Annotated in this window: 29 protein-coding genes and 2 pseudogenes; 17 read left to right on the top strand and 14 right to left on the bottom strand. The window is 59.2% G+C overall.

Annotation, left to right across the window (positions count from 1 at the left end):
* Positions 1-237: 237 nt before the first annotated feature.
* A complete protein-coding gene (locus ACP7BE_RS14160; protein ID WP_094999737.1) occupies positions 238-1905 on the top strand; it encodes a putative bifunctional diguanylate cyclase/phosphodiesterase in 1668 nt (555 codons plus the stop codon).
* A gap of 45 nt (positions 1906-1950) precedes the next feature.
* On the opposite strand, the gene ACP7BE_RS14155 is transcribed toward ACP7BE_RS14160, so the two are convergent.
* The gene (locus tag ACP7BE_RS14155) at positions 1951-3348 is read right to left on the bottom strand and encodes a NorM family multidrug efflux MATE transporter (protein WP_095026821.1); all 1398 of its coding nucleotides are present in this window, start codon (positions 3346-3348) and stop codon (positions 1951-1953) included.
* A 152-nt stretch (positions 3349-3500) separates the two neighbouring features.
* Between ACP7BE_RS14155 and ACP7BE_RS14150 the strand changes: the two genes are divergently transcribed.
* A complete protein-coding gene (locus ACP7BE_RS14150) occupies positions 3501-4421 on the top strand; it encodes a LysR substrate-binding domain-containing protein (protein ID WP_094999739.1) in 921 nt (306 codons plus the stop codon).
* A 9-nt stretch (positions 4422-4430) separates the two neighbouring features.
* On the opposite strand, the gene ACP7BE_RS14145 is transcribed toward ACP7BE_RS14150, so the two are convergent.
* Positions 4431-5924 carry a YifB family Mg chelatase-like AAA ATPase gene (locus ACP7BE_RS14145; RefSeq protein WP_150629344.1) on the bottom strand — a complete coding sequence of 498 codons (1494 nt, stop codon included), beginning with the start codon at positions 5922-5924 and terminating at the stop codon, positions 4431-4433.
* A 175-nt stretch (positions 5925-6099) separates the two neighbouring features.
* Here ACP7BE_RS14145 and ACP7BE_RS14140 point away from each other — a divergent pair.
* Together ACP7BE_RS14140 and ACP7BE_RS14135 are read left to right on the top strand one after the other, a co-directional pair.
* A pseudogene (locus tag ACP7BE_RS14140) lies at positions 6100-6378 on the top strand (type II toxin-antitoxin system RelE/ParE family toxin).
* Between the two features lie 7 nt (positions 6379-6385).
* Positions 6386-6691, top strand: a complete 306-nt coding sequence (locus ACP7BE_RS14135) for a HigA family addiction module antitoxin (protein WP_094999741.1) — start codon at positions 6386-6388, stop codon at positions 6689-6691.
* Between the two features lies 1 nt (position 6692).
* Here the strand turns inward: ACP7BE_RS14135 and ACP7BE_RS14130 are convergent, their stop codons facing one another.
* Positions 6693-7121, bottom strand: a complete 429-nt coding sequence (locus tag ACP7BE_RS14130; protein WP_094999742.1) for a bleomycin resistance protein — start codon at positions 7119-7121, stop codon at positions 6693-6695.
* A 46-nt stretch (positions 7122-7167) separates the two neighbouring features.
* Positions 7168-7428, bottom strand: coding sequence for an accessory factor UbiK family protein (locus ACP7BE_RS14125; protein WP_094999743.1), 261 nt, complete (start codon positions 7426-7428; stop codon positions 7168-7170).
* Positions 7429-7844: 416 nt separating this feature from the next.
* On the opposite strand from ACP7BE_RS14125, the gene glnK reads away from it, so the two are divergent.
* The 3 genes from glnK (at position 7845) to sutA (ending at position 10363) form a co-directional block, all read left to right on the top strand.
* Positions 7845-8183, top strand: coding sequence for a P-II family nitrogen regulator (glnK, locus tag ACP7BE_RS14120; RefSeq protein WP_002555808.1), 339 nt, complete (start codon positions 7845-7847; stop codon positions 8181-8183).
* 33 nt (positions 8184-8216) lie between these two features.
* Positions 8217-9554 (top strand): ammonium transporter, encoded by a 1338-nt coding sequence (locus ACP7BE_RS14115; RefSeq protein WP_094999744.1) that lies wholly within the window; start codon positions 8217-8219, stop codon positions 9552-9554.
* A gap of 482 nt (positions 9555-10036) precedes the next feature.
* Positions 10037-10363, top strand: a complete 327-nt coding sequence (gene sutA, locus ACP7BE_RS14110) for a transcriptional regulator SutA (protein WP_094999745.1) — start codon at positions 10037-10039, stop codon at positions 10361-10363.
* 168 nt (positions 10364-10531) lie between these two features.
* Here sutA and ACP7BE_RS14105 read toward each other — a convergent pair whose 3' ends face one another.
* Genes ACP7BE_RS14105 through lptM form a run of 6 tightly spaced genes read right to left on the bottom strand, consistent with a single transcriptional unit; the run spans position 10532 to position 15089 of the window.
* Positions 10532-11218: an HAD family hydrolase gene (locus tag ACP7BE_RS14105; RefSeq protein ID WP_094999746.1), complete on the bottom strand. Its 687-nt coding sequence runs from the start codon at positions 11216-11218 to the stop codon at positions 10532-10534.
* The gene (xerC, locus tag ACP7BE_RS14100) at positions 11215-12111 is read right to left on the bottom strand and encodes a tyrosine recombinase XerC (RefSeq protein ID WP_426106248.1); all 897 of its coding nucleotides are present in this window, start codon (positions 12109-12111) and stop codon (positions 11215-11217) included. The genes ACP7BE_RS14105 and xerC overlap by 4 nt, the downstream gene beginning before the upstream one ends.
* Complete coding sequence (locus tag ACP7BE_RS14095; protein ID WP_094999748.1) at positions 12112-12828, bottom strand: DUF484 family protein; 717 nt, start codon at positions 12826-12828, stop codon at positions 12112-12114.
* 13 nt (positions 12829-12841) lie between these two features.
* On the bottom strand, positions 12842-13672 hold the full coding sequence (gene dapF / locus ACP7BE_RS14090) for a diaminopimelate epimerase (RefSeq protein ID WP_094999749.1): 831 nt from the start codon (positions 13670-13672) through the stop codon (positions 12842-12844).
* A gap of 4 nt (positions 13673-13676) precedes the next feature.
* Positions 13677-14924 carry a diaminopimelate decarboxylase gene (lysA, locus tag ACP7BE_RS14085; protein ID WP_094999750.1) on the bottom strand — a complete coding sequence of 416 codons (1248 nt, stop codon included), beginning with the start codon at positions 14922-14924 and terminating at the stop codon, positions 13677-13679.
* A gap of 9 nt (positions 14925-14933) precedes the next feature.
* The gene (gene lptM / locus ACP7BE_RS14080) at positions 14934-15089 is read right to left on the bottom strand and encodes an LPS translocon maturation chaperone LptM (RefSeq protein ID WP_019828266.1); all 156 of its coding nucleotides are present in this window, start codon (positions 15087-15089) and stop codon (positions 14934-14936) included.
* Positions 15090-15292: 203 nt separating this feature from the next.
* Between lptM and cyaY the strand changes: the two genes are divergently transcribed.
* The 3 genes from cyaY to rnk all read left to right on the top strand — a co-directional run bounded on the left by cyaY (position 15293) and on the right by rnk (position 16546).
* On the top strand, positions 15293-15625 hold the full coding sequence (gene cyaY / locus ACP7BE_RS14075; protein WP_094999751.1) for an iron donor protein CyaY: 333 nt from the start codon (positions 15293-15295) through the stop codon (positions 15623-15625).
* Positions 15622-15840 carry a DUF1289 domain-containing protein gene (locus ACP7BE_RS14070; protein WP_153326713.1) on the top strand — a complete coding sequence of 73 codons (219 nt, stop codon included), beginning with the start codon at positions 15622-15624 and terminating at the stop codon, positions 15838-15840. Before cyaY ends, ACP7BE_RS14070 begins: the two co-directional genes overlap by 4 nt.
* A 292-nt stretch (positions 15841-16132) precedes the next feature.
* Positions 16133-16546, top strand: a complete 414-nt coding sequence (gene rnk / locus ACP7BE_RS14065) for a nucleoside diphosphate kinase regulator (RefSeq protein WP_019828269.1) — start codon at positions 16133-16135, stop codon at positions 16544-16546.
* 23 nt (positions 16547-16569) lie between these two features.
* On the opposite strand, the pseudogene ACP7BE_RS14060 reads toward rnk, so the two are convergent.
* A pseudogene (locus ACP7BE_RS14060) lies at positions 16570-17811 on the bottom strand (class I adenylate cyclase); the annotation flags it as partial.
* A gap of 36 nt (positions 17812-17847) precedes the next feature.
* The gene (locus ACP7BE_RS14055) at positions 17848-18096 is read right to left on the bottom strand and encodes a TIGR02647 family protein (protein ID WP_094999754.1); all 249 of its coding nucleotides are present in this window, start codon (positions 18094-18096) and stop codon (positions 17848-17850) included.
* A 430-nt stretch (positions 18097-18526) separates the two neighbouring features.
* Between ACP7BE_RS14055 and oscA the strand changes: the two genes are divergently transcribed.
* From oscA to ACP7BE_RS14030, 5 genes are all read left to right on the top strand, one after another.
* Complete coding sequence (oscA, locus tag ACP7BE_RS14050; RefSeq protein ID WP_016782652.1) at positions 18527-18709, top strand: sulfur starvation response protein OscA; 183 nt, start codon at positions 18527-18529, stop codon at positions 18707-18709.
* Positions 18710-18774: 65 nt separating this feature from the next.
* The gene (locus tag ACP7BE_RS14045) at positions 18775-19788 is read left to right on the top strand and encodes a sulfate ABC transporter substrate-binding protein (protein WP_095017852.1); all 1014 of its coding nucleotides are present in this window, start codon (positions 18775-18777) and stop codon (positions 19786-19788) included.
* Between the two features lie 90 nt (positions 19789-19878).
* The gene (gene cysT, locus ACP7BE_RS14040) at positions 19879-20697 is read left to right on the top strand and encodes a sulfate ABC transporter permease subunit CysT (RefSeq protein WP_095017851.1); all 819 of its coding nucleotides are present in this window, start codon (positions 19879-19881) and stop codon (positions 20695-20697) included.
* A 13-nt stretch (positions 20698-20710) separates the two neighbouring features.
* Positions 20711-21583 carry a sulfate ABC transporter permease subunit CysW gene (gene cysW / locus ACP7BE_RS14035; RefSeq protein WP_094999757.1) on the top strand — a complete coding sequence of 291 codons (873 nt, stop codon included), beginning with the start codon at positions 20711-20713 and terminating at the stop codon, positions 21581-21583.
* A gap of 3 nt (positions 21584-21586) precedes the next feature.
* Positions 21587-22567 (top strand): sulfate/molybdate ABC transporter ATP-binding protein, encoded by a 981-nt coding sequence (locus ACP7BE_RS14030; RefSeq protein ID WP_094999758.1) that lies wholly within the window; start codon positions 21587-21589, stop codon positions 22565-22567.
* 126 nt (positions 22568-22693) lie between these two features.
* On the opposite strand, the gene ACP7BE_RS14025 is transcribed toward ACP7BE_RS14030, so the two are convergent.
* A complete protein-coding gene (locus ACP7BE_RS14025; RefSeq protein WP_094999759.1) occupies positions 22694-22972 on the bottom strand; it encodes a YheV family putative zinc ribbon protein in 279 nt (92 codons plus the stop codon).
* Positions 22969-25047 carry an oligopeptidase A gene (gene prlC / locus ACP7BE_RS14020; RefSeq protein WP_426106241.1) on the bottom strand — a complete coding sequence of 693 codons (2079 nt, stop codon included), beginning with the start codon at positions 25045-25047 and terminating at the stop codon, positions 22969-22971. The genes ACP7BE_RS14025 and prlC overlap by 4 nt, the downstream gene beginning before the upstream one ends.
* Positions 25048-25122: 75 nt before the next feature.
* On the opposite strand from prlC, the gene ACP7BE_RS14015 reads away from it, so the two are divergent.
* Positions 25123-25671, top strand: a complete 549-nt coding sequence (locus tag ACP7BE_RS14015; protein WP_095017850.1) for a gamma carbonic anhydrase family protein — start codon at positions 25123-25125, stop codon at positions 25669-25671.
* Between the two features lie 22 nt (positions 25672-25693).
* Positions 25694-26341 carry an HAD family hydrolase gene (locus tag ACP7BE_RS14010; RefSeq protein ID WP_426106238.1) on the top strand — a complete coding sequence of 216 codons (648 nt, stop codon included), beginning with the start codon at positions 25694-25696 and terminating at the stop codon, positions 26339-26341.
* Positions 26342-26364: the final 23 nt, after the last annotated feature.

Below are 26364 nucleotides of genomic sequence, written 5' to 3'. Positions count from 1 at the left end.
AAAGGGCGGGCATTTTAACAGGCTGAGCAAATATTGCTGCCTCTGTGCGACGGTGTGACATGCCACATCCTTTAAATTTACTGCTTTTGTTACTTTCGCACAGGATGTAAAGAGTATTTCCAGCTACCGTAGGGTTAATGCAGCAAATAAGTATTTGATAACCAGTGTCATTGCCATTGGTTGCCGGCACGTCATAATGCCCACTGCCCGAATTTTTGCAGAGTCTAGGGAGCTAGCTTGTCTACGCCTGTCGAACCCTTGCGTTTGCTGCTATTGGCCGAAGAGCCATCTTGGGCAGCGTTGTTGCGCGAGTGTCTGGCGCCAATGGGAAGTGCGGCCGTCCTGATATGCGCGCCGAGCTGGGAGTCTGTCAGCCATCTGTTCGAAAACGATCGCAATGCGCTGCTCCTGACGACCCCGGCCCTGCAGCCCCCAGCGGGCCGCTGCCGCCTGCCCACGGTTTTGCTGCTCGACAGCGAGCCTGATAGCGCTCCAGCGGGCGTCAGCGACTGGCTGGTCGGCGCCAGCCTGACGGGCGATGTACTGCGCCGCTGTCTGCGCCATGTGCGTGAACGCGGCCTGCTGGAACACACCTTGCAGCGCCTCGCCGAAGAGGATCCACTGACCGGCATTGCCAACAGGCAAGGCTTCCAGACCCTGCTGGCCGTGCGTCTGGCCGAAAGTGACGGCCGTGGCATTGCCCTGGGCCATCTGGACCTGGACAACTTTCGTCACGCCAACGATGCATTGGGCCATCAGGCTGGCGACCGCCTGATCCTGCAAGTAGTGGCGCGCCTCAAAAGCCAGCTTGAAGCGGGTGACCAACTGGCCCGTCTTGGCAGTGATGAATTCGCCCTGTTGATCAATACCCATCGCGCGCCCGAGCGTGCCGAATGGATGGCCGAGCGCATTACCGAGGTGATGGCCGAGCCCTACTGGGTCGACGGCGAAAGCCTGTTGATCGGCTGCAGCCTGGGTATTGCCCATGCCCGCGCCAACGCCGGGGCCGACCCGTTGATGTGGCACGCGCACATTGCCATGCAACAGGCCAAAAGCACCCAGGGCTGTACCTTCCACGTATTCAACGAGCGTATCAATCGCAATGCCCGCAGCCTGGCCGACCTCGAAAGCGAGTTGCGCCGGGCGTTGCGCCGTGACGAACTGGAACTGCATTACCAGCCGCGCCTGGATCTTGGCACGGGGCAGATCGTCGGGCTGGAAGCGCTGGTGCGCTGGCGCCATGCCGAGCGTGGCCTGTTGGCTCCGAGTGAGTTCGTGCCTTTGGCCGAGCAAAGCGGGCTGATTGTACCGCTGGGGTACTGGGTTATCTCCCGTGCCCTGCGGGATATGCAGGCGTTGCGCGAACGCGGGCTTGAGCCGCTGCACATGGCGGTCAACCTGTCGTTTCGCCAGTTTCAGGACAGCCAGTTGCTTTCGACCCTCAGCCGCCTGATCAGCGAACGCGGCGTAGAAGCACAGTGGCTGGAGTTCGAGCTGACCGAAACGGCCGTGATGCGGCGCAGTGATCTGGTCAAACAGACCATGGATGCCCTGGGCCGACTGGGTGTGCGTTTTTCGCTGGATGATTTCGGTACGGGTTTTTCATCGTTTGTGCACCTCAATAGCCTGCCGATTACGCTGCTCAAGATCGACAAAAGCTTTGTGGGCGGCATGGAAAGCCGCGAAGAGAACCGCAAACTGGTCCACGCCATGATCAACCTGGCCCACAACCTGAAACTGGAAGTGGTTGCCGAAGGCGTCGAAACTCCCGAACAGCTTGCTCTTTTGCGTGATTTTGGCTGCGATCAGGTGCAGGGCTACTTCATCAGCAAGCCGCTGCCGCTGGCCGAACTGGTGGAGTATTTGACGTTTGGGGCCGGGCAGCAGGTGCCAATTGCGCTCTAGGGCTTAAGAAAAACTTCCGTAGCAGCCTCGTTCCTTCGGCAGCTGCTACACAGCTACGCCCGCCACTTTGGCCGCCTTGCGCTCCAGCTTGATCATGCGCCGTACCTTCCACTCGAACGCCAGGGTCAAGCTGATCGCTGCACAAGCCAGGCCCGTCGCCAGCCCCCACCAGACACCTGCCGGGCCCCAACCGAAGGTAAAGGCCAGCATCCAGGCCATTGGCGCGCCAATCACCCAATAGCAGAACAGCCCCACCAGAAAGGTGGTCTTGGCATCCTTGAGCCCGCGAATCGCGCCCATGGCGATGGTTTGTGCGCCATCAAACAGCTCAAACCATGCCGCTACCGCCAGCAGGCTGACGGCCAGCTCAAATACCGGACGGAATGCAGGGTCGTTGTAATCGAGGAACAACCCCACCAGATCCCTTGGCCAAAACCAGAACACCACGGAAAACCCGAGCATCACACATGCACCAAAACCGATACCGACCCGTCCTGCCAGCCGCGCCCGCTGTAAGTCACCACCACCATAGTGCTGGCCAATACGCATGGTGATCGCATACGACATGCCTGCAGGTACCATAAATGCCACCGATACGATTTGCAGTGCGATCTGGTGCGCTGCCAGCTGTGTGCTGCCCATGGTGCCCATGCACAGTGCTGCGAAGGCAAACAAACCGACTTCCACGGCATAGGTCCCGCCAATCGGCAGGCCGAGCCGCCACAGTTCCCGCAGATAAGTCAGATTGATCCGCGACAGGCCCTTGCTGATCGGGTACGCGTTGTAGGCCGGATGCCGATGGATATGCCAGGCCAACCCCAGCGCCATGCAGGTCGCCACAATCGCCGTGACCAGGCCGATACCCATCAAGCCCAGTTTTGGCAGGCCGAACATGCCGGTAATCAGCGCGTAATTGAGCACAAAGTTGGCCACGGTACCGATCAGGCTGATCACCATCACCGGCGTGGCCCGGCCCATTGCACTGGTAAAGCCGCGCAGGGCCATAAAAGTCATATAGCCGGGCAGGGCAAACGGTAGCAGCAGCAGAAACTGGCCAGCCGCTTCAACGTTGGTGGGCGTTTGGCCAAACAGCAACAATAGCGGTTTGATATTCCACAGCATTACCGCGCCGCCCAGCGCCAGTGCCCAGGCGAGCCACAACCCGGCCTGGGTTAGACGGGTCGCCCCTTCGATATCCCCTGCGCCCTGGCGAATCGACACCAGCGTGCCCACGGCAGCGATGACGCCAATGCAGAAAATCGACACGAACGAGTAGCTGGCCGCTCCCAGGCTCCCGCCAGCCAGAGCCTCCGGGCTCAAGCGCGCCATCATCAGGGTATCGGTGAGTACCATCAGCATGTGAGCCAGCTGCGAAGCGATCAGCGGCCCGGCCAACCTCATAATGGCCGAGAGTTCGATACGTGCAGGATGCTGTTTGGTCATTGTAGAAATTTCTATAGGTGCGTTGAAAGGCTTGATTCTCGGCGCGTTGAGTGTTTTAAGCAAAGGGATAAAAACGATCATTGGCATGATTTAAACTCATGGTTGATCTTGCCTTCTGTGCCATCACCTTTTGAGCTATAGGAATATGAGTAATGGCTCGTAGCCTTCCTCCGCTTTACGCCTTGCGCGCCTTTGAGGCTGCAGCTCGCCATAGTTCATTCACCCGGGCGGGCGAAGAGTTGTCCATTACCCAGAGCGCTGTCAGTCGCCATATCAAAACCCTGGAAGCGCATTTTGCCTGCCGGTTATTTCAGCGCAGCGGGCGCAGCCTGCAACTCACCGAAGCCGCGCGCTTGCTGCTGCCGGGAGTGCGCGAAGGCTTTGCCGCCCTGGAACGCGCCTGTACTACCTTGCGCGCCGAAGATGACATCTTGCGCATGAAAGCCCCCTCGACCCTGACCATGCGCTGGTTATTGGCCCGCCTGAGCCGCTTTCGCCACTTGCAGAGCGGCAATGAGGTGCAACTGACCAGTGCCTGGATGGACATTGACCATGTGGATTTCAATCACGAGCCATTCGACTGTGCAGTGCTGTTGAGCAACGGCCACTTTCCGCCTGACTGGGAGGCCACGCTGCTGTTCCCGGAGATGCTGATCCCGGTCGGTGCGCCCGCCATTCAGGGCGACGCGCCATGGGACGTCACACGCCTGGCGAGCACTGAGCTGCTGCACCCTACGCCTGACCGCCGCGACTGGCGGCGTTGGCTCGACTGCATGGGCCTGGGCGGGCAAGTGTCACTCAAGGGCGGGCAAGTTTTCGACACCCTGGAGCTGGGCATGATTGCCGCCGCCCGGGGCTACGGCATTTCCATGGGGGATTTGTTGATGGTGGCCGAAGACGTTGCCCAGGGGCGCCTGAGCCTGCCGTTCCCTGCTGCCGTGGCCAGCGGCGATAATTACTATCTGGTTTGGCCCAAGACCCGTCCCGGGGGCGAGCGTTTGCGTCGGCTCAGCGACTTTTTGCAGCAGGAAGTCGCCGCCATGGTGTTGCCAACCGTTGAGCAGTTGCACTGACCGCCATAATCAGCCACTGAATGGCCGATATTGCAACGCCTCTGCGAGATGCTTGCGCTCTATATTGTGTGCCTGCTCCAGGTCCGCCAGGGTCCTTGCCACTTTCAGCAGTCGGTGTGCCGCTCGCAGTGACAAGGTCATGCGCTCGCAAGCCGCCTCCAGCCAGCTGTTATCCATATCGCTCAAGCGGCATTGGGTTCGCACGCCCGGCAGATCGAGAAAGGCATTGGCGCAGCCCTGACGTTGCAGTTGGCGCTCACGCGCCGCAGCCACAAGCCCGGCGGCGTTGGCCGTGGTCTCACCTGAGGCAAGCGGCGGGTTGAGAGAGGTGGTCTCGCGGGCTACGGTCAGGTGCAGGTCGATGCGATCGAGCAACGGGCCGGAAAGTTTGTTGCGATAGCGCTGGATTTGCTCCGGTGTACAGCGGCAGCGGCCAGTGGGTTCGCCAAGATATCCACAGGGGCAGGGATTCATCGCCGCAACCAGTTGGAAGCGCGCCGGAAAACGCATGCGATCTTTCGCCCGTGCAATCACGATAAAGCCGCTTTCCATGGGCTCTCGCAAGACTTCCAGAACCTTGCGATCAAACTCGGGAAGCTCATCCAGAAACAATACGCCGTGATGGGCCAGGGTTATTTCCCCGGGCCGCGGTTTGGAGCCGCCGCCCACCAGCGCCGGCCCCGAGGCCGAATGATGAGGTTGGCGAAACGGTCGCTGTGGCCAGCAGTTCAATGGCACCTGGCTGGCCACTGACTGAATGGCGGCCACTTCCAGCGCCTCTTGCTCATTGAGCGGTGGCAACAAGCCGGGCAGGCGGCTGGCCAGCAAGGTTTTACCCGTGCCCGGCGGCCCGGTAAACAGCAGGTTGTGACTGCCAGCAGCAGCGACCAGCAATGCCCGTTTGGCCGAAAGCTGCCCTTGGACATCGCTCAGGTCGGGATAGGGTTTGCTGATATGCAGCAAGCCGCTGGGGATATAGGGCTCTATCACCTCCCGACCTGCGAAATGGGCCACCAACTGCAACAAGTGCTCGGCCGCAATTACTGTCAGCCCGCAGGCCAGGCAGGCTTCTTCGGCATTGGCCTGCGGTACCACCAGCGCCCGGCCTGCGGCCCTTGCTGCCAGGGCGGCAGGCAATATGCCCTGCACTGGCCTGATTGCGCCCGATAGCGCCAGTTCGCCCAAACACTCCACCTGCTCCAGCGCCACAGCCGGCAGTTGCCCGCTGGCCGCCAAAATGCCCAGGGCAATGGCCACATCAAAACGCCCGCCGTCCTTGGGCAGGTCGGCGGGCGCGAGGTTGAGGGTGATACGCCGGGCCGGGAAATCCAGGGTGGAGTTGATGATTGCGCTGCGTACCCGGTCTTTACTTTCCTTGACCGCTGTTTCGGGCAAACCGACCAGCGTCAACGCTGGCAACCCATTGGCCAGATGCGCCTCGACCGTAACGGCAGGCGCCTCGACGCCCACCTGGGCGCGGCTGTAAACAATCGCCAGAGCCATGACTCTTTCCTTGAGTTCGCAAAAAAACCATGGTGCGCGAATCTTAAGCCAGGGGCAGGCATGGAATGGATACGGGATGTTAACGGGTATGGGAGCACGGCCAATGAACTGCCAAAGTGCGGTGGCGAAAAAATTATAAGACCCGACTATTAATCAATAACGTTATTCATTAATCATGATTGTAAGTTTTAAATGCAACAGAACTGAAAGTCTGTATCGAAATGGCAAGACGCGCTTATGGTCAGACATTCTCAATGTCATTGAATGAAAATTAACCATGCTGGACGCTGCAAGCGTGCTGACAGATCTAGCGTCACCACCTGGCAACCGGCTCGAGGCTCTCAGCGGTACACGCAAGGGCCAGCACAGCATCCGCATCAACGCACAATGGCGGATCTGCTTCGTCTGGGGCGCCAATGGCCCTGAAGCAGTAGAAATAGTTGATTACCACTGAGGTCATCATGATCAAAAATGGCATGCGCCCGGTTCACCCGGGTGAAGTTCTCAAGGAAGAATACCTTGAGCCCCTGAGCCTCTCGTCTGCTGCTTTGGCCAGGGCGCTGGGGGTGTCCGCGCCGACGGTCAACGATATCGTGCTGCAGCGCCGTGGCGTCAGTGCCGATATGGCACTGCGCCTGTCAATTTGCCTGGCAACCACCCCGGAGTTCTGGCTTAACCTGCAAACCACTTACGACCTGCGCACGGCAGAAATCGACCGCGGTGCAGCGATTCGCGAACAGGTGCAACCCATTCACCACTGCGCCTGACTCACTGCTCCAGTGCTCGGGTCCCCAGATCCTCGGCAAAGCGCAACAAATAGCCATCGGGGTCGAGCACCAAAAAGTTGCACTCACCAAACAGCACTTCATTGCTGCGGTACCAGCGTTCTTCCAGGGGTTTGCGCAGGGTATGGCCAGCGGCTTGCAGGCGCTCGATCAGGCAATCGGCATCCGGGCATTTGATCGACAGGTTCATGCCCCGGCCGAACGGCTGCTCCAGCGGGCCGACCCGCCAGGAAGACTCTTCGAGGTCGTCCTGTTCCAGCATCAACTGGCTGCCATGGAATGACAGAAACGCAAAAAGATGCTCGGGCCGTTGGTACTCGATCTTGAAACCGAGCACTTCACAGTAAAAATGCAGACTGCGCGAAAGGTTCGAGACGATCATCTCGGGCACTAGCGGGTTCATCACCAGCATATAAAAACATCCTTGTTAATACAGGCGAATGCACCGCCTTTGAGCGTTATTCGCTCGGCGGCAACAGCCTTGCTTCCATTTCGGCCACTTTGGCCTCCAGGCTTTCGAGGCGAGCACGGGTGCGCGCCAAAACCACCATCTGGCTGTCGAACTCTTCGCGGCTCACCAGATCAAGCTTGCTGAAACCGCTTTGCAGCAAGGCTTTGAACTGGCTTTCGATTTCATTGCGCGGCAGCGCGGTTTCGCCACTGAACAAGCGGGAGGCATGGCCGCCAAGGGCGTCGAGAAAATCTTTGGGCGCGAGCATGGATAAGGTCCTTAAAACTGATGGTGACGAGTGTATCACGGGGTGTAGGCCCCCATTGGCGGGGGCTTTCTGCACATTTTTCGCGCACCACCCCCGCAAGCTGCGCACCATCATCGAGCACAAATACCCCGAGAAATCAGGCCAAAAGCCATCAACTTCCTCTAAATCGCTGTAATTATTGATTTTTCCAGACATGGCAAGGTTTCTGCTAAGACCAACATGACTCATGCACTGATGCAGTAGCTGTGACGAAGGCAGTGCGGCAGGTGGTTCAAGGAGTGTTTTCGTCACCAGCGATTTACACACGTTGTACAGCCTGAAGAAGGCTGACGATGCGTTACAAAGCCAGACACTGCGCTTAGACTTGAGCCGGGTTTGTTTTCCTGGGGCAAGTCCACCAATTCGGGAGAAGTTTCATGAAGCTAGTCACCGCCATTATCAAGCCGTTCAAGTTGGATGACGTGCGCGAGTCGCTGTCTGAGATCGGCGTACAAGGCATTACCGTTACTGAGGTCAAAGGCTTCGGCCGTCAGAAGGGCCATACCGAGCTGTATCGCGGTGCGGAATATGTGGTCGATTTTCTGCCAAAGGTGAAGATTGATGTCGCCATTGACGACAAGGATCTTGATCGGGTTATCGAGGCGATCACCAAGGCTGCCAACACCGGCAAGATTGGTGACGGCAAGATTTTCGTAGTCAATCTGGAACAGGCTATTCGCATCCGTACCGGCGAAACCGATACCGACGCAATCTAAGCCGCCAAACCCAACGCCCCAGGAGAAAACACTATGACTCTGCGTAAAATCGCAGGGCTCGGAGCCCTGTTGTCCGTCGTAATGCCTGGCCTGGCCATGGCGGCAGACGGAGTGGCTGCTCCAGTCCTCAACTCCGGCGACACCGCCTGGATGCTGACTGCTACAGCCTTGGTGCTGTTTATGACCATTCCCGGCCTGGCGCTGTTCTACGGCGGCATGGTGCGCTCCAAAAACATTCTTTCCGTGATGATGCAGTGCTTCGCCATTACCGGTCTGATCAGCATTCTGTGGGTCATTTACGGCTACAGCATCACGTTCGACACCACGGGCATGGAGCAGGGCGTCACCAACTTCAATTCCTTTATCGGCGGGTTTGGCAAAGCATTCCTGGCGGGTGTAACGCCTGAAAGCCTGACCTCATCCACCGCGCTGTTCCCGGAAGCCGTGTTCATCACCTTCCAGATGACCTTCGCCATCATCACCCCGGCGCTGATCGTCGGTGCCTTTGCAGAGCGCATGAAATTCTCCGCCATGCTGATCTTCATGGGCGTGTGGTTCACCCTGGTGTACGCACCGATTGCGCACATGGTGTGGAGCGGCAACGGCGGCCTGCTGTGGGACTGGGGCGTACTCGACTTTGCGGGCGGCACGGTGGTGCATATCAACGCCGGTATCGCCGGCCTGGTAGCGTGCATCGTGCTCGGCAAGCGCAAAGGCTACCCAAGCACCCCGATGGCGCCACACAACCTGGGTTACACCCTGGTGGGCGCTGCCATGCTGTGGATCGGCTGGTTCGGCTTCAACGCAGGCTCTGCAGCGGCCGCCAACGGTACTGCCGGCATGGCCATGCTGGTGACCCAGATCGCCACCGCAGCCGCAGCCCTGGGCTGGATGTTTGCCGAGTGGATTACCCATGGCAAACCTAGCGCACTGGGCATCGCCTCGGGCGTGGTAGCAGGCCTGGTGGCAATCACCCCGGCTGCCGGCACCGTAGGCCCGATGGGCTCGGTGGTGATCGGCTTGTCGGCTGGCGTGATCTGCTTCTTCTGCGCCACCAGCCTCAAGCGCAAGCTGGGCTACGATGACTCGCTGGATGCGTTCGGTGTGCACGGTATCGGCGGTATCGTCGGTGCAATCCTCACCGGCGTGTTTGCAGCCCCGGCACTGGGCGGCTTCGGCACCGTGACCGACATCGCAGCGCAAGTCTGGATCCAGTTCAAGGGCGTAGCCTTCACTGTGGTCTACACCGCGATCGTCACCTTCATCATCCTCAAGGTACTGGATGCCGTGATGGGGCTGCGCGTGACAGAAGAGGAAGAGGCTGTGGGCCTCGACCTGGCTCAGCACAACGAGCGTGGTTACAACCTGTAAGGTTCCCTCTATAAAAAAACCCGGCGTGCCGGGTTTTTTTTTGCCGGTAATAAGGCGATATTCGGTGCTATGAAATGATTTCCCCTACAGGTTATTGGGGTTGCGAAGTTCTACGCTTGTTTATGCGACCCGTGCTTGCGACACAACTCGACTATTAGCCGCTTTGCTTTTTTCTTCAGCACGCTAGAATGCGCGCCGAGGGCAGAAAACAATGCTCGAGTACGACGAAGGCGAGGATGATCTCCCGACGCTTTCAAGGCCCGTGATCCGTGTGCTGGAGCATTCGGCACAGGGCGCCTGGCGAGGTGTTAATTCAGGCGGATGCCGTAATGATGGTGGTATTCGCCAAACCCTCTTCACCTTACAACGATGAAGAGGCGTAAGCCGCGGTTTGCCCAAGGCTACTTTTTCACCAGCGGTGGTCGACAGTCGCCACAGCTGGTCTATAACTAATCTGCTATACGTATGTCATGGGGTAGAACATGAGCGACGACGATCTGGAAAACGATGACCTCGAAGTAGGCGAAGACGACGATACCGAAGAGGGCCTGGAAACGGCCGCCGAGGATGTTGCTGACGACGATGGTGGCGATGATGCGCCGGCCCCTGCGGCCAAAGGCAAGTCAAAGGCCGCTGTGTCGGTTGATGACCTGCCGAGCGTAGAAGCCAAAAACAAGGAGCGTGATGCTCTGGCCCGCGCCATGGAAGAGTTTTTGTCCAAGGGCGGCAAGGTGCAGGAAGTTGAGGCCAATGTGGTGGCTGACCCGCCCAAAAAGCCTGACAACAAGTACGGCAGCCGTCCTATCTAAGGATAAGGACCGCTTGCATGCTTGAAGAAAAAACCCGCCGTCGCTGCGGGTTTTTTTGTGGGCGTTGGAAAACTTCACATCCCTGTGGCGCGGGCTTATCGTGATTGCAACATTCCGGTTTGTCTGGCGACCGCGGTGCCTGCATCGCGAGCAAGCCCGCTCCCACAGTTACAAGTGCTTCAACACCAGCGGCAACTCGCTCAAACAGCCAATTTCCGCATCGGGAGCCTTGTCCCCGTCCCAGTGCTTGCCGCCGGGGTTGAACCACACTGCACGCAGGCCTGCCAATTGCGCTCCGGCAATATCGTCACCGGGGTGATCGCCCACATGCACCGCCGCCCCTGCTGCCACGCCACCGCGCGCCAGCGCTTCGTGAAACAGGCGCGCGTCCGGTTTGGCAATGCCAATGTCTTCAGCACACAACACAAACTTGAAGTGATGGCCCAAACCTATTCTTCGCACATCGGCGTTACCGTTGGTCACCACACCCAGGGCGTAATCCCGCGCCAGCACCATCAGGGTCGGCTCGGCCTGGGGGAACACGTCCAGGGCGTGACGCGCCTCAATAAACACCTCAAAGGCGTCATCGGCCAAAGACGCAGCGTTGGCGTAACCCGCACCGTGCAGCGCATGAAACAGAATGCGCCGACGCAGGGCACTGATCCGGTGCTTGAGCTGCGGCTCCTCACTCAATACCCGCTCGCGAATCGCCTGGAAATGCCCGGCCTCAACAGCGCCCAATTTTGGTGCGTTATCCGTCAGCCAGTTACGCAACACGGCTTCAGCGCTGACGATCACCGGGGCGGTGTCCCACAGAGTGTCGTCGAGGTCGAAGGTAATCAGCTCAATCGTCATTCACTGTCCTTACTGCGTTTGGCCCTTGGATGGGCGCTGTCGTAGACCGATGCCAGATGCTGGAAATCCAGATGAGTATAAATTTGCGTGGTTTTGATGTCCGCATGCCCGAGCAACTCTTGCACGGCACGCAAGTCCTGGGAGGACTCCAGCAGATGGCTGGCAAATGAATGGCGCAGCATGTGCGGGTGCAGATTCTGTCCCAGCTCACGCTCACCGGCTGCCTTGACCCGCATTTGAATTGCCCTTGGCCCAAGGCGCGTACCACGCTGGCTGACGAATACGGCGTCGTCCTTGGGGTTGGTCAGCAACCGCACTGCCAGCCAGGCCTGAAGCGCCTCCCGGGCCTTCTTGCCGACGGGCAGCACGCGGGTCTTGCTGCCTTTGCCGAGCACTTCGACCAGCCCGTCCGCCAGATCCAGCTGTTCCAGATTTAGCCCGGTCAGCTCCGACAAGCGCAGGCCCGACGAGTAAAACAGCTCCAGAATGGCCTGATCGCGTTGGGCCAGAAAATCGTCCTCGACACCACCCTCCAGCAATTGCAGGGCGCGATCGGTATCCAGGGTCTTGGGCAGGCGACGTTCGCCTTTTGGCGGGGCCAGGCCGTTTGCCGGATCGTGGTCGCACAGGCCTTCTCGATTGAGGTAGTGATAAAGCCCGCGTACCGCCGACAGCAGACGGGCAATACTGCGCGAGGACTGCCCTTGCTGATGCAGACGCGACACCAGTTGGCGCATGCGCTGGATATCCAGTGCCGCCCAGCTGGGGATTGATTCCTTGGCGCAAAACGCCAGCACCTTGTTCAGGTCGCGGCGGTAGGCCTCAAGCGTATGGGGGGACACCTGGCGCTCACTGCGCAGGTGAATGCAGTAAGCGTCCAGTTGCCGTTCCATCTAGCGCACCGAGCGCAGCGCGTTGGTAAAGCGCGGCAGCACCCGGCCCAGCACTTCGGCGATATAGCCGAGGAACAGCGTGCCCACCGAGCTTTTGTAGTGCTGCGGATCGCGACTGGCAATCGCCAGTACACCGTGCAACCCCAGATGATTAAGGGCTACCACGGCCGTGGAACCGATTTGCTTGCGCTGCTCTTCGCCAAACAGGAAGTCCAGCTCGTGCTCGCGCAAGCTGCCGCTGACGGTCTTGCCTTCAGTCAACAAGCCACCCAGCGCCCGTTGCGCATCGGCGCTGCTGACCCAACGGCCGACCGGCATCGGGTTGTCACCAAACAGCACCAGGCTGACAAAGGGCACCTGGAAGTCCTGGCGCAGGCTGTCTTCGACGGCAATCACCAGCTCTTCGAGGCTGGTGGCGTCCATCAGGGCCAGGTTCAGGCGACGGGTTTTTTCGAACAGACGGTCGTTGTCACGGGCCACGTCCATCAGTTGCGACAAGCGATGACGCATCTCGATATTGCGACTGCGCAGCAGCTCCAGTTGACGTTCCACCAGCGAAATGGTGTCGCCACGCTGATGCGGAATGCGCAGCGACAGCAACAGCTCTTCGCGCTGGCTGAAGAAATCCGGATGCTCCTGCAGATACGCTGCAACCGTTGCGGCTTGCGAGTTATCCACAGGTACGTCGAGTGCTGCTGGCTGCGTCTTGTCGGTCATCGGTTGCGCTCGCTCATAAACGGACTTGTCCTTCGTAAACACGCATGGCCGGGCCGGTCATGATCACAGAGTGGCCAGGGCCTGCCCATTCGATGGACAACCGGCCGCCAGGCAGATCGAGGATCAGCGGTGAGTCCATCCAGCCCTGGCTGATGGCTGCCACGGCCGCTGCACAGGCACCGGTGCCGCAGGCCTGGGTTTCCCCGGCGCCGCGTTCCCAGACCCGCAGTTGCCCGCGCTGACGATCTATCACGTGCAGAAAACCGACATTGACCCGTGCGGGAAAGCGCGGATGGTGTTCAATTTTGGGGCCCAGTTCATGCACCGGTGCAGCGTTGATATCGTCTACGCGCAGCACCGCATGGGGGTTGCCCATCGAAACGGCAGCCAACTCGACGGTCTGGCCATCGACATCCAGCTCATAGCTCAACGCCTGGGCGTCGGCCACAAACGGGATATCTGCCGGAACCAGGCGCGGCGGCCCCATGTCGACGCTGATTTGCCCATCGCTGCGCACGTTCAGTTCGATAATGCCGCTCTTGGTTTCGACCTTGATCTGGCGCTTGGTGGTCAGGCGCTTGTCGAGCACGAAGCGCGCAAAGCAGCGCGCCCCGTTGCCGCATTGCTCCACTTCGGAACCGTCGGAGTTGAAGATCCGGTAACGGAAGTCCACCTCCGGGTTACTCGGTGCTTCAACGATCAATAGCTGATCAAAGCCGACACCCGTGTGCCTGTCACCCCATTGCTTGGCATGCTTGGGCAGGATGTGCGCGTGCTGGCTGACCAGGTCGAGAACCATGAAATCATTGCCCAGGCCGTGCATTTTGGTAAAACGCAGCAACATGGGTTTACTCCGGCAGCAGGCTTTCGCCAGCAAACAACTCGGCAACAGTCTCGCGACGACGCACTTCAAACGCCTGATCGCCATCCACCAGTACTTCGGCGGCGCGGCCACGGGTGTTGTAGTTCGAGCTCATGACAAAACCATAGGCACCGGCCGAATGCACGGCCAGCAAATCACCTTCGGCCAGCGCCAGCTGGCGGTCCTTGGCCAGGAAGTCACCGGTTTCGCAGATCGGGCCGACGATGTCGTAGGCGCGGGCTTCGCTGTCACGCGGGCGAACGGCAGTCACGTCCATCCAGGCCTGGTACAGGGCCGGGCGGATCAGATCGTTCATCGCCGCATCGACGATGGCGAAATCCTTGTGCTCGGTGTGCTTGAGGTACTCGACCTGAGTCAGCAGCACGCCAGCATTGGCCACGATGTAACGACCCGGCTCGAACACCAGCGCCAGGTCACGCCCGTCGAGGCGCTCACGCACGGCCTTGATGTAATCACCGGCCAGTGGCGGCTCTTCATCGCGGTAACGCACGCCCAGGCCGCCACCGAGGTCGATATGGCGCAGGTAGATGCCGCAATCGCCCAGTCGGTCGATCAGTGCCAGCAGGCGGTCGAGAGCGTCGATGAACGGTTCGAGGGTGGTCAGTTGGGAGCCGATATGGCAATCGACACCGACCACTTCCAGGTTCGGCAATTGAGCGGCACGGATGTAGACATCTTCGGCGTCAGCGATGGCGATGCCGAACTTGTTTTCTTTCAGACCGGTGGAGATGTACGGGTGGGTTCCCGCATCGACGTCCGGGTTGACCCGCAGCGAAATCGGGGCGCGAACGCCCATTTCGGCGGCCACCACCTGCAAGCGCTCAAGCTCTTCGGTGGACTCGACGTTGAAGCAGTGCACGCCCACTTCCAGAGCGCGACGCATGTCATCGCGGGTTTTGCCGACACCGGAAAACACGATCTTGTCAGCCGTGCCGCCAGCGGCCAGAACACGCTCCAGCTCGCCACGGGACACGATGTCAAAACCGGCGCCCAGACGCGCCAGGACATTGAGCACGCCCAAGTTGGAGTTGGCCTTGACCGCGAAGCACACCAGGTGCGGCATGCCGTTCAGGGCATCGGCGAAAGCGTTGTACTGCGCCTCGATGTGTGCCCGGGAATAAACATACGTCGGCGTGCCAAAACGCTCGGCAATGGCCGTCAGCGCAACACCTTCGGCGAACAGCTCGCCGTCCCGGTAATTAAAAGCGTCCATGGTGTTCCCTTATTGGTGCTTGTGCGATTGCGATTGCGACGACTTCGCTTGGTCTTCAGGGGATTTGCTGTCATCGGGAAGATACAGCGGTCCTTTTTGACCACAGGCAGAAACAAGGCAGGCGACCGCGACGAGCGCAGCAATAGAAGAGATCAGGCGCTTCATGGCGAAATCCTTTGAAAAGCATTAATTGCGCCCGAGTATACCGAGCACCCACCAGCTTGCCTATGCAGCAGAGCGGCCGAGCGTTACGTCCTGTGTGGATGATCAGTGGTCGCGGGCAGATGGCTGTTATGGGGTTTGCAATCGGCCTGGAGCGCCCGTATCTTGCGAGCTCCGAGCATGACTAGATATTACGAGGTTCCACCATGAGTTTGACTGAAGCCCGTTTTCACGATCTGGTCGATGCCACCCAGGAAAATCTGGAAGACATCTTTGATGACTCTGATCTGGATGTAGATGTAGAGAATTCCGCCGGCATCCTGACTATCAAGTTCGAGAATGGCAAAGCCCTGATCTTCAGCCGTCAGGCGCCGCTGCTGCAGCTCTGGCTGGCGGCACCCAGCGGCGGTTTTCACTTCGACTACGATGAAAAACGCAGTTCGTGGAAGTGCGATAAAAGCGACGAGCTGCTCAGCGAAATGGTTCAGCGCCTGACACTGGAACACGCAGGCGCCGAGCTGGAATTTGAAGAGATCTGACAGTGACCGCTTCTGCTAAACCTGCAAAACCGCTCTACAGTAACGTCAGTCCGGCAGTGCCGTCCCCCTGCATCAGCACCTGCCGGCTGGATGAGCACAAAGTCTGCCTGGGCTGTTTTCGCCACGTTGAAGATATTCGCGAGTGGCGCTCGGCAGACGACCAGCGGCGCCGGGTGATTTGTGAACAGGCCCAATTGCGGCAGCGGCTCCCGTAGCAGCTGCCGCAGGCTGCGTTCGATTGCGTAGCAATCGCAAAACCTGAGCCCTTTGTTCAACTGACACACCGCAGAGCCTGACTTTACGACGACTGCGTCGCCGAACGCAGCCTGCGGCAGCTGCTACGGATAATCGTCGTACGCAATCAGGGGGCAGTGTCCCCCCTGCTTGTGTATTTATTTTGCTGTGGTAGTGTCCGGGTTCGCCTCGCACTAACGAGGTTCGTCAAAACCCCGCCATATTCCGGCGGGGTTTTGCTTTTTCGTGCAGAAAAAAGGAGTCTGCCAGGTCATGAGCACACCAACCCCACTCATCCTCACCCGCCTGGACGTACAGCGTCTGGAGCAATTGATCGACAGCTTGCCAGAAACGACTCCTGGCATTGAGGCACTGCAAGCCGAGCTCGATCGCGCCGAAACCATCGTTGGCCACGAAGAAGTGCCTGCCGGCGTCGTGACCATGAATTCCCGTGTGCATTGTCGCGAAGAAAGCAGTGGCAAGGACTACCGCCTGACGCTGGTATACCCAAAAGACGCCAACGCCGACGAAGGCAAGATTTCGATTCTGGCCCCTGTGGGCAGCGCGTTGCTGGGGCTGCAAGTTGGCCAGCACATCAACTGGCCTGCTCCGGGTGGCAAGACCCTCAAGCTGGAACTGCTTGAAGTGGAATACCAGCCAAAAGCAGCAAGCGATTTCAGCGCTTAAGACCTTCCGGATCAGTCATGTCACAGCGCAGGCGTCTGCTCGTCACGGGCAAACTGACGCAAAGACCGGTAGCTGACGCTCAGCTCCCGGGCCAGGGCCCGACGCTCATGACTGACCTGCTGCGCCTGCCATTGCGAGCGATTGTCGAGCATTGCCAGGTGCTGCTCATCCCAGCCCCATTCGCGGGTCAGGCGCTTGAGTAACCGCCGCTGCCACAACATGCCTGCCTCGCCATTGCTCAACTCGTGGCCGACCTTCAGGTAGAGGCTGCGGCGAACCAGTTCCAGTCGCTGCAACTCGCCCCGGCCCTCGAGGTAACGCTCAATACGTCGGTAGACCACCACGTAGGGGTCCATCTCATCCAGGTCCAGTTGATTGGCGTACACCCTCTGTTTGAACCCCAGGCTCAGGCAGCTCACCTGCGGGTGCTCGCTGGCGTACACCTCAATCAGCAGCAGCTTGAGCAGCGACTTGTAGGGCGCCTCAATGCCCTTGAGCAATTGCCACAGCCCGGCGCCCAGAAACTCGCCGGGGGCAATATGGGCCAGGTGGCCAAGATCAATGGTTTCGTCACGGTCGATTACCCCTGTTTCCAGTAGCCCACAGGCGAATTCAGCGTACCGCGCTTCCTCATGCACCGGCACCCACCACCACATCGGTGTGCGCCCGGCGAGCCAGATGGCGGTGCGATAAAACTCATCGAGCAGCAACCTCTGTCGTGGCTCGTCGCCCTCGTCGTTGCGCAATTGTGCATCGATCAAATAAAAGTGTGCTTCACAGCCCTGGCTCGTCGCCCAGGCTTCCAGGCGTCGGCATTTTTTGCGCAAGGCCGACACGGCGGCATCATTCAAGTCCGGAGCGAGGCAAACCCACACGTCCATATCGCTTTGCGCGGTCTGGGCCAATGTGCCGAGGCTGCCCATCAAAAAAAGCCCATGGATCGGTTGTGACTGGCAAGCGCTGCCCATGCTGCAAGAAAAGTCGTGAACCAGATGTCGGGCAGAGGCGAGGGCGAGTGCGTCAGGTTTATAACCCGACACCCCGGCGGGAGTGCAGTCAGACACATAACCGGGCAAGAGCGGGTGATTGATATGAAAGAGCAGCGCCAACAGGTTCAGTAGCGCTTGTTGGCGAGGGGCCAGCCCCTCTACCGCTCGGGCCAGGCGACCCTGATTGACGCGCAAAAAGCGCCCACGCAACTGCTGGAGAACCTGTCGCTCAGTTCTCTGGTTCAGTGCGGGCGGAGATAAGTGTGCCCGCGGAATCATTAATCGTTCAGATCCCGAGGGCGGGGCGTGGCGTCAGGCAACTTCTTTGGATTCAACAAGAATCGACAGCAGTACTTGGACACTTTCGGCAGCATCACGTCCCAGGCTTGTCAGATAGCCACCATCGGGTTGATCGATCAGTTTTTTCTCGAACAGGCGCTGCGCCGCGGCGACTTTTTCTGGCGCGGCATGTTGATGAATCTTCAGGCCCTCAAGGGTACTTTCCAAGTCAAACAGTGCAAGGACTTCCAGTTCGGCAACCAACTCAGGGGTAAACGACATAAAGACTCCAGACTATGCAGGAAAAGACGACAGCCGCTCTAAGGTGATCCCACTTGTGCTGACTGTCCAGCAACAGTTCCCACCTTTGCAAAACATCCTGTCGTTATAAGGCAGTTGGAGTGTAGTCGCGTCCCACTTTGCCGCTGGGAAATTCGTAGCAGCTGCCGAAGGAACGAGGCTGCGTCCGGCCGCGCCGCGGTCGTAAAACCGAACCCTGGGCTGTGTCAGAAAAACATCGCGCGCAGTATTTACGGTCGCTTAGCAACCGTACGCAGCCTTCGGCAGCTGCTACACATGGTGCTCAAGCGCCTGTTTTGAGCTTTCAGTTATATAAACATTCTTAAATAGTATTTTTAAGAATATCTACACCTCACTACTATTGCCCCTACGCCAGCAACCCTGTCGGCACCCCATTTTCAGGAGCAGCACCATGAGCGCATCTCTGCGTAGCGTTGACGGCCAGGACGAAGCAACCATCCTGCGGGAAATCCAGAGCGCGCTGCGAGACCTGCGCTTTGGTGCTGTGGAAATCACTGTGCATAACGCGCAAGTGGTGCAGATCGAACGCAAAGAGAAATTCCGCCTGCAAAACCCGAGTCAGAAAAACGCCTGAATCGTTCAAGCGCATTCACCTGAGTGCGCTCAATAAAAATTAAAAAATGCTTTGGAGCCTCACCTATGTCCCTACGCCGTTACGCTTTGGCCGCGCTGGCCAGTGCCATTTTTGCTGGCTCCGCTGTAGCCAAAGATTACGAGTTGTTGAACGTTTCCTACGATCCAACCCGCGAGCTGTACCAGGATTACAACACTGAGTTCACCCAGTTCTGGAAAGCCAGCCACCCGGGTGACAACGTCAAAATCCAGCAATCCCACGGCGGCTCGGGCAAACAGGCCCGCGGCGTGGTCGACGGCCTGCGCGCTGACGTGGTAACCCTGGCCCTGGCCGGTGACATCGACGAAATCGCCAGGCTGAACAAGGGCTCGCTGCCGGAAAACTGGCAAACCCGCCTGCCGGACGCCAGCACCCCGTACACCTCGACCATCGTGTTCCTGGTGCGCAAGGGCAACCCTAAAGGCATCAAGGACTGGGGCGACCTGACCAAGGACGGCGTATCGGTCATTACCCCGAACCCTAAAACCAGCGGCGGCGCGCGCTGGAACTTCCTTGCAGCCTACGCTTACGGCCTGAAAGCCAACGGCGGCAACGAAGAAAAAGCCAAAGAATATGTAAAGACTCTGTTCAAGCATGTGCCCGTACTGGACACCGGCGCCCGGGGTTCGACTATCACCTTCGTCAACAACGGTCAGGGTGATGTGTTGCTGGCCTGGGAAAACGAAGCATTCCTGGCACTCAAGGAGGATGGCGGTACCGATAAATTCGACATCGTCGTACCTTCCCTGTCGATCCTGGCTGAGCCGCCAGTGGCTGTAGTCGACAAAAACGCCGATAAAAAGGGCAATGCCGAAATCGCCAAAGCCTACCTCGAACACCTGTACAGCCCGGCCGGCCAGGAAATTGCTGCAAAAAATTTCTACCGCCCGCGTGACGCAGCAATCGCTGCCAAGTACGCACAGCAGTTTCCGAAACTGGAGCTTGTGACTATCGACAAAGACTTCGGTGGCTGGAAAACTGCGCAGCCGAAATTTTTCAATGACGGTGGTGTGTTCGACCAGATCTACCAGGCGCAGTAACCTGTGGGGTGGGGCCTTTGGCCTCGCTGAAAGCTAGAACATAGAGCCCGCGACCGAGTTGCGGGCTTCGTGCGTTAACCAAGGACTCTTATGTCTCGTCGTATCTCCCCCGTCATACCCGGCTTCGGGCTGACACTGGGCTACACCTTGGTGTACCTCAGTCTGATTGTACTGATCCCGCTGGCTGCGATGTTCGTGCATGCCGCCCAACTGACCTGGGACCAGTTCTGGGCCATTATCACTGCCCCCCGGGTGCTGGCCGCCCTGCAACTGAGCTTTGGCACCGCCTTTGTCGCCGCCATTATCAACGGCGTGATCGGCACCGTGCTGGCCTGGGTGCTGGTGCGCTATACCTTCCCCGGACGCAAGGTCATCGATGCCATGATCGACCTGCCGTTTGCCCTGCCGACTGCCGTGGCCGGTATCGCCCTGACAGCCCTGTACGCCCCCAACGGCTGGATCGGCCAGTTCGCCAACGACCTGGGTTTCAAGATTGCCTACACCCCGATGGGCATCACCCTGGCACTGACGTTCGTCACGCTGCCGTTTGTGGTGCGTACCGTGCAGCCAGTGCTGGCCGATATCCCCCGTGAAATCGAAGAAGCCGCTGCCTGCCTGGGCGCCAAGCCCCTGCAAGTGTTCCGCTACATCCTGGTGCCAGCCTTGCTGCCCGCCTGGTTGACCGGTTTTGCCCTGGCCTTTGCCCGCGGTGTGGGCGAGTACGGCTCGGTGATTTTTATCGCGGGTAACATGCCGTTCAAAACCGAAATCCTGCCGCTGCTGATCATGGTCAAGCTGGACCAGTACGACTACACCGGCGCCACGGCCATTGGCGTGATGATGCTGGTGGTTTCCTTCATTTTGCTGCTGATCATCAATTTGATTCAGCGTCGCATCGAAAAACCGTGAAGGAGGCCTGACCATGTCCAGCTCAACACAGAGCGCTTCATCCGTGGCCAATGCCGCCCGCCGTGGCAGCCCGCTGTCGCGGCGCCTGCTGATCGGCTTCGGCTGGTTGTTTTTCACCCTGTTCCTGCTGCTGCCGCTGCTGATCGTGGTGTCCCAGGGTTTGAAAATGGGGGTAGGTACTTTTTTCGACGCCATCCTCGAACCCGACGCCCTGTCGGCCCTCAAGCTGACCATTATCGCCGTGGTGATTTCGGTGCCACTGAACGTGGTCTTCGGCGTCAGCGCGGCCTGGTGCGTGAGCAAGTACAGCTTTCGCGGCAAGAGCATCCTGGTCACCCTGATCGACCTGCCGTTTTCGGTCTCACCGGTGATCGCCGGTCTGGTCTACGTGCTGATGTTTGGCGCGCAGGGCTTTCTCGGTCCGTGGTTGCAGGACCACGACATCCAGATCGTATTCGCCTTGCCGGGTATCGTGCTGGCCACCATCTTCGTGACCGTGCCCTTTGTGGCCCGGGAACTGATCCCGCTGATGCAGGAGCAGGGCACTCAGGAAGAGGAGGCCGCACGCCTGCTGGGCGCCAACGGCTGGCAAATGTTCTGGCACGTGACCGTACCCAACATCAAATGGGGCCTGATCTACGGCGTGGTGCTGTGTACTGCGCGGGCGATGGGTGAGTTCGGTGCGGTGTCGGTGGTTTCCGGGCACATTCGCGGGGTGACCAACACCCTGCCGCTGCACGTCGAGATTCTCTACAACGAATACAACCACGTTGCCGCCTTCGCCGTGGCCACCCTGTTGCTGATCCTGGCGCTCTTCATCCTGCTGCTCAAGCAGTGGAGCGAATCCCGTATTAACCGCCTGCGCGCCAGCGCCGCGGAGGAATAAACCATGTCGATCGAAGTCCGTAACGTCAGCAAGAACTTCAATGCCTTCAAGGCCCTGAACAGCATCAATCTGGACATTCATAGCGGTGAGCTGGTGGCCCTGCTCGGCCCGTCGGGCTGCGGCAAGACCACTTTGCTGCGCATTATCGCCGGCCTCGAAACCCCGGACGAAGGCAACATCGTGTTCCACGGTGAAGACGTCTCTGGGCACGATGTGCGTGATCGCAACGTCGGTTTTGTGTTCCAGCATTACGCCTTGTTCCGCCATATGACGGTGTTCGATAACGTGGCTTTCGGCCTGCGCATGAAGCCGAAAAAGGAACGCCCGAGCGAAACCCGCATCGCTGAAAAAGTCCACGAGTTGCTGAACATGGTGCAGCTGGACTGGTTGTCGGATCGCTACCCTGAGCAGCTGTCAGGCGGTCAGCGTCAGCGTATCGCCCTGGCCCGAGCATTGGCCGTCGAACCCAAGGTACTGCTGCTGGACGAGCCGTTTGGTGCGTTGGACGCCAAGGTGCGTAAAGAACTGCGCCGCTGGCTGGCGCGCCTGCACGAAGATATCAACCTGACCTCCGTGTTCGTGACCCATGACCAGGAAGAAGCGATGGAAGTCGCCGACCGTATCGTGGTGATGAACAAGGGTGTAATCGAGCAGATCGGCTCACCGGGCGAAGTTTATGAAAACCCGGCCAGCGACTTTGTGTATCACTTCCTGGGTGACTCCAACCGCCTGCATATCGGTGAGGACCAGCATGTGCTGTTCCGTCCGCATGAAGTGTCACTGTCGCGTCACGAGATCGAAGACCATCATGCTGCAGAGGTGCGTGACATTCGCCCATTGGGTGCAACCACACGGGTGACATTGAAGGTTGAAGGGCAGAGCGAATTGATCGAAGTGGAAGTGGTCAAGGACCATGACAGCCTGACCGATCTGGCGCGCGGCGAGACGTTGTTCTTCAAGCCCAAGGTGTGGCAGAAGGCTTAAAAGCACGAGCGCCCTCACCCCAACCCTCTCCCGGAGGGAGAGGGGGCTTGATCTATGGCGTTGCGTGAATCTGCTTTTGACTTCAGTCCCCTCTCCCTCCGGGAGAGGGTGAGGGGCTGTTGATCTTCAGGGCTTTTTCAGTTTCGGATTAGGAAAAAACTGCACCGCCTGCACCTTGGGATCCGGTGCTTTTTTCAGCGCTGACGTATTGACCCGCGTACCCAACTCCTTGGGCACCGACAAACCCTGTTCATTCAACGTATCCGAATAACCGCAGGCCACGCATTCGCGGTGCGGCACTTCGTCTTCGTTCCACATCATCAACTTGTCAGGTTCGCTGCACGCCGGGCAGACAGCCCCGGCGATAAAGCGTTTTTTGCTCACGTTCACCGGTGCATCACTCATGCTGCCGAGTCCTCGGTCAGGCCGCTGTGACGCAACAGGGCGTCAATCGACGGCTCACGGCCACGGAAGTCCTTGAACAGCTCCATCGGGGCCTTCGAGCCGCCGCGGGCCAGGATCGCCTGGCGGAACGCTTTGCCGGTGTGCGGGTTGAACACGCCTTCTTCTTCAAAACGCGAGAACGCATCGGCCGACAGCACTTCTGCCCACTTGTAGCTGTAGTAACCCGCGGCGTAACCGCCGGCGAAAATATGCGCAAAGCTGTTCGGGAAGCGATTGTAGGCAGGCGGACGCATCACCGAGACTTCGTCGCGGATGCCGTCAAGCACCTGCGCAACGCTGCGACCGTCACCGTGGGTGGCGTGCAGTTCGAAGTCAAACAACGAGAACTCCAGCTGACGAATCATCATCAGCCCGGACTGGAAGTTCTTGGCTGCGAGCATTTTATCCAGCAGGTCTTTTGGCAGTGCTTCGCCGGTTTCGTAGTGGCTGGAAATCAGCGCCAGGCCTTCAGGTTCCCAGCACCAGTTCTCCATGAACTGGCTCGGCAGTTCGACCGCATCCCAGGCTACGCCGTTGATGCCCGACACACCCGCGTGTTCGATCTCGGTCAGCATATGGTGCAAGCCGTGGCCGAATTCGTGGAACAGGGTGGTCACTTCGTCGTGGGTCAGCAGTGCAGGCTTGCCCGCAACGGCTGGAGTGAAGTTGCACACCAGGTTGGCCACCGGGCTTTGCAGCTTGCCGGCTGCGGTGCGGCGACGGTCGCGAGCACCGTCCATCCAGGCACCGCCACGCTTGTTGGCGCGGGCATAGAGGTCGAAGAAGAAGCGCCCGACGTGCTGGCCGTTTTCCTTGATTTCGAACAGGCGAACATCCGGGTGCCAGGTATTGAAACCTTTGATTTCGGCAATTTCGATGCCGTACAGGCGCTGGACAATGGCGAACAGCCCGCCCAGTACCTTGTCGATCGGGAAGTAGGCGCGCAGGGCTTCTTGCGACACGCTGTAGCGCTGCTCACGCAGCTTTTCGCCAAAGAAGCCGGTGTCCCAGCTTTTCAGCTCAGGGGTACCTTGCTCGCTGGCGTAGGCTTGCAGTTGCTCAAGGTCGCGGGCAGCGAACGGCTTGCTGCGCTTGGCCAGGTCACGCAGGAAGGTCAGCACCTGATCCGGTGTCTCGGCCATTTTGGTGGCCAGGCTCAGCTCGGCGAAGCTGGCAAAACCCAGCAGCTTGGCCAGCTCCTGACGCAGGTCGAGAATTTCTTCCATTACCGGGCCGTTGTCGAACTTGCCGGCATTCGGGCCCTGGTCCGAGGCGCGGGTGCAGTAAGCCGCGTAGACTTCTTCGCGCAGGGCGCGGTCTTCGGCGTAGGTCATCACCGGGAAGTAGCTGGGGAACTCGAGGCTGATCAGCCAGCCGTCCAAGCCCTTGGCCTGTGCGGCAGCCGCCATTTGCGCCTTGGCCGAGTCGGTCAGGCCCGCCAGTGCTGTTTCGTCGGTGATGTGCTTGGTCCAGGCCTGGGTGGCGTCCAGCAACTGGTTGGAGAACTTGCTGCCCAACTCGGAAAGCTTGCTTTGTACCTCGGCGTAACGCTTTTGCTCGGCCTCCGGCAGGTCGATACCCGACAGGCGGAAGTCGCGCAGCGAATGCTCAAGAATGGTTTTCTGGGCCTGGTCGAAGTCGCCGACTTGCGGGCTGTGGGCCAGGGCTTCAAAGGCCTGGAACAGTTCACGGTTCTGGCCCATCTCGGTGGAGTAAGCGCTCAATGCCGGCAGGCAGGCCTCATAGGCTTCACGCAGCTCTGCGCTGTTGCACACCGCGTTAAGGTGGCTGACCGGGCTCCAGGCCGCGCCCAGCCGGTCGTTCAACTCATCCATCGCCAATACCAGGCCTGCCCATGTCGGGTTCTGGCCCTGATCCTTGAGGATGGCTTGAATGCCGGCACGGTTGTCGGCGAGGATCTGCTCGATGGCCGGCTGTACGTGCTCAGGACGGATCGCCGAGAACGGCGGCAGGTCATAGGGCTGCAATAGAGGGTTGTTCTCGCTCACGTTTGGCACCTTGGCTGGAAGAAACATTGGCTCATCTTAATTACAATCGACGCTGACCGCAGCATTGCAACGCCCTATTACGGCTAAAGAAGGAAGCTATTTGTGTCCATTCGTCCATTCCAGCAGCACACACCGACCTTGGGCGAGCGTGCCTTTGTCGATCGCTCGGCGGTGGTGATCGGTGACGTCGAAATCGGCGCCGACAGTTCCATCTGGCCACTGACCGTGATTCGCGGCGATATGCACCGCATCCGCATCGGTGCGCGCACCAGCGTGCAGGACGGTTGCGTACTCCACATCACCCACGCCGGGCCCTTCAACCCTGAAGGCTTCCCGCTGCTGATCGGTGATGACGTGACCATCGCCCACAAAGTCATGTTGCACGGCTGTAACGTGGGCAGCCGCATCCTGATCGGCATGGGTAGCATCGTGATGGACGGCGCCGTGATTGAAGACGACGTGATCGTCGGTGCGGGCAGTCTGGTGCCACCGGGCAAACGCCTGGCCAGCGGCTTTCTGTATGTGGGCAGCCCGGTGAAGCAAGTGCGCGAATTGACCGAAAAAGAAAAGGCCTTCTTTACCTACAGTGCCGGCAATTACGTCAAGCTCAAGGACCAGCACTTGGCCGAAGGCTACGCCCAGCCCGTTTAAGCCCCCCTTTTTGGAGCCCTGCATGCATTACCAGAACGTATTGTTCGACCTCGATGGCACCCTGACCGACCCACGGGAAGGGATCACCCGCTCGATCCAGTTCGGTTTGAGCAAACTGGGCATTGATGAGCCAGACCTGAGCAAACTCGAGCACTTCATAGGCCCGCCGCTGCTGCAACAGTTCATGGCCAGTTATGGCTTCAACGAGGCGAAGGCGTGGGAAGCGATGGGCTTTTACCGCGAGCGTTTTGCCGTGACCGGGCTGTACGAAAATGAAGTGTTCGAGGGTGTCACTCCCTTGCTGGAAGAGCTGGTTGCACAGGGCCGCCAACTGTTTATCGCTACCTCAAAGCCGCATATCTATGCCCGCGAAATTGCCCGCCACTTTGATTTCGCCAGGCACTTCAAGGTGATCTACGGTAGCGAACTGGACGGTACCCGCACCAACAAGGTTGAGCTGATTGCCCATCTGGTCAACGAACAAGGACTGGACCCGGCGCAAACCCTGATGATCGGTGATCGCAAGCACGACCTGATCGGTGCCCGCGACAACGGCATGGACGCAGCGGCGGTGGGCTATGGCTTTGGCAGCTTTGAAGAGCTGAACTCGTTTGCACCCAAGTACCACTTCGAAACCCTGGCGCAGTTGCATCAGGCGTTCAAGCGCTGACCTGCCCTTGTGGGAGCGGGCTT

The sequence above is a fragment of the Pseudomonas sp. TWR1-1-3 genome, from assembly GCF_049896805.1.
Taxonomy (GTDB): Bacteria; Pseudomonadota; Gammaproteobacteria; order Pseudomonadales; family Pseudomonadaceae; genus Aquipseudomonas; species Aquipseudomonas bubulae.
The sequence above is the reverse complement of the archived record's forward strand: the minus strand, read 5'-3'. Positions and strand labels throughout refer to the sequence as shown.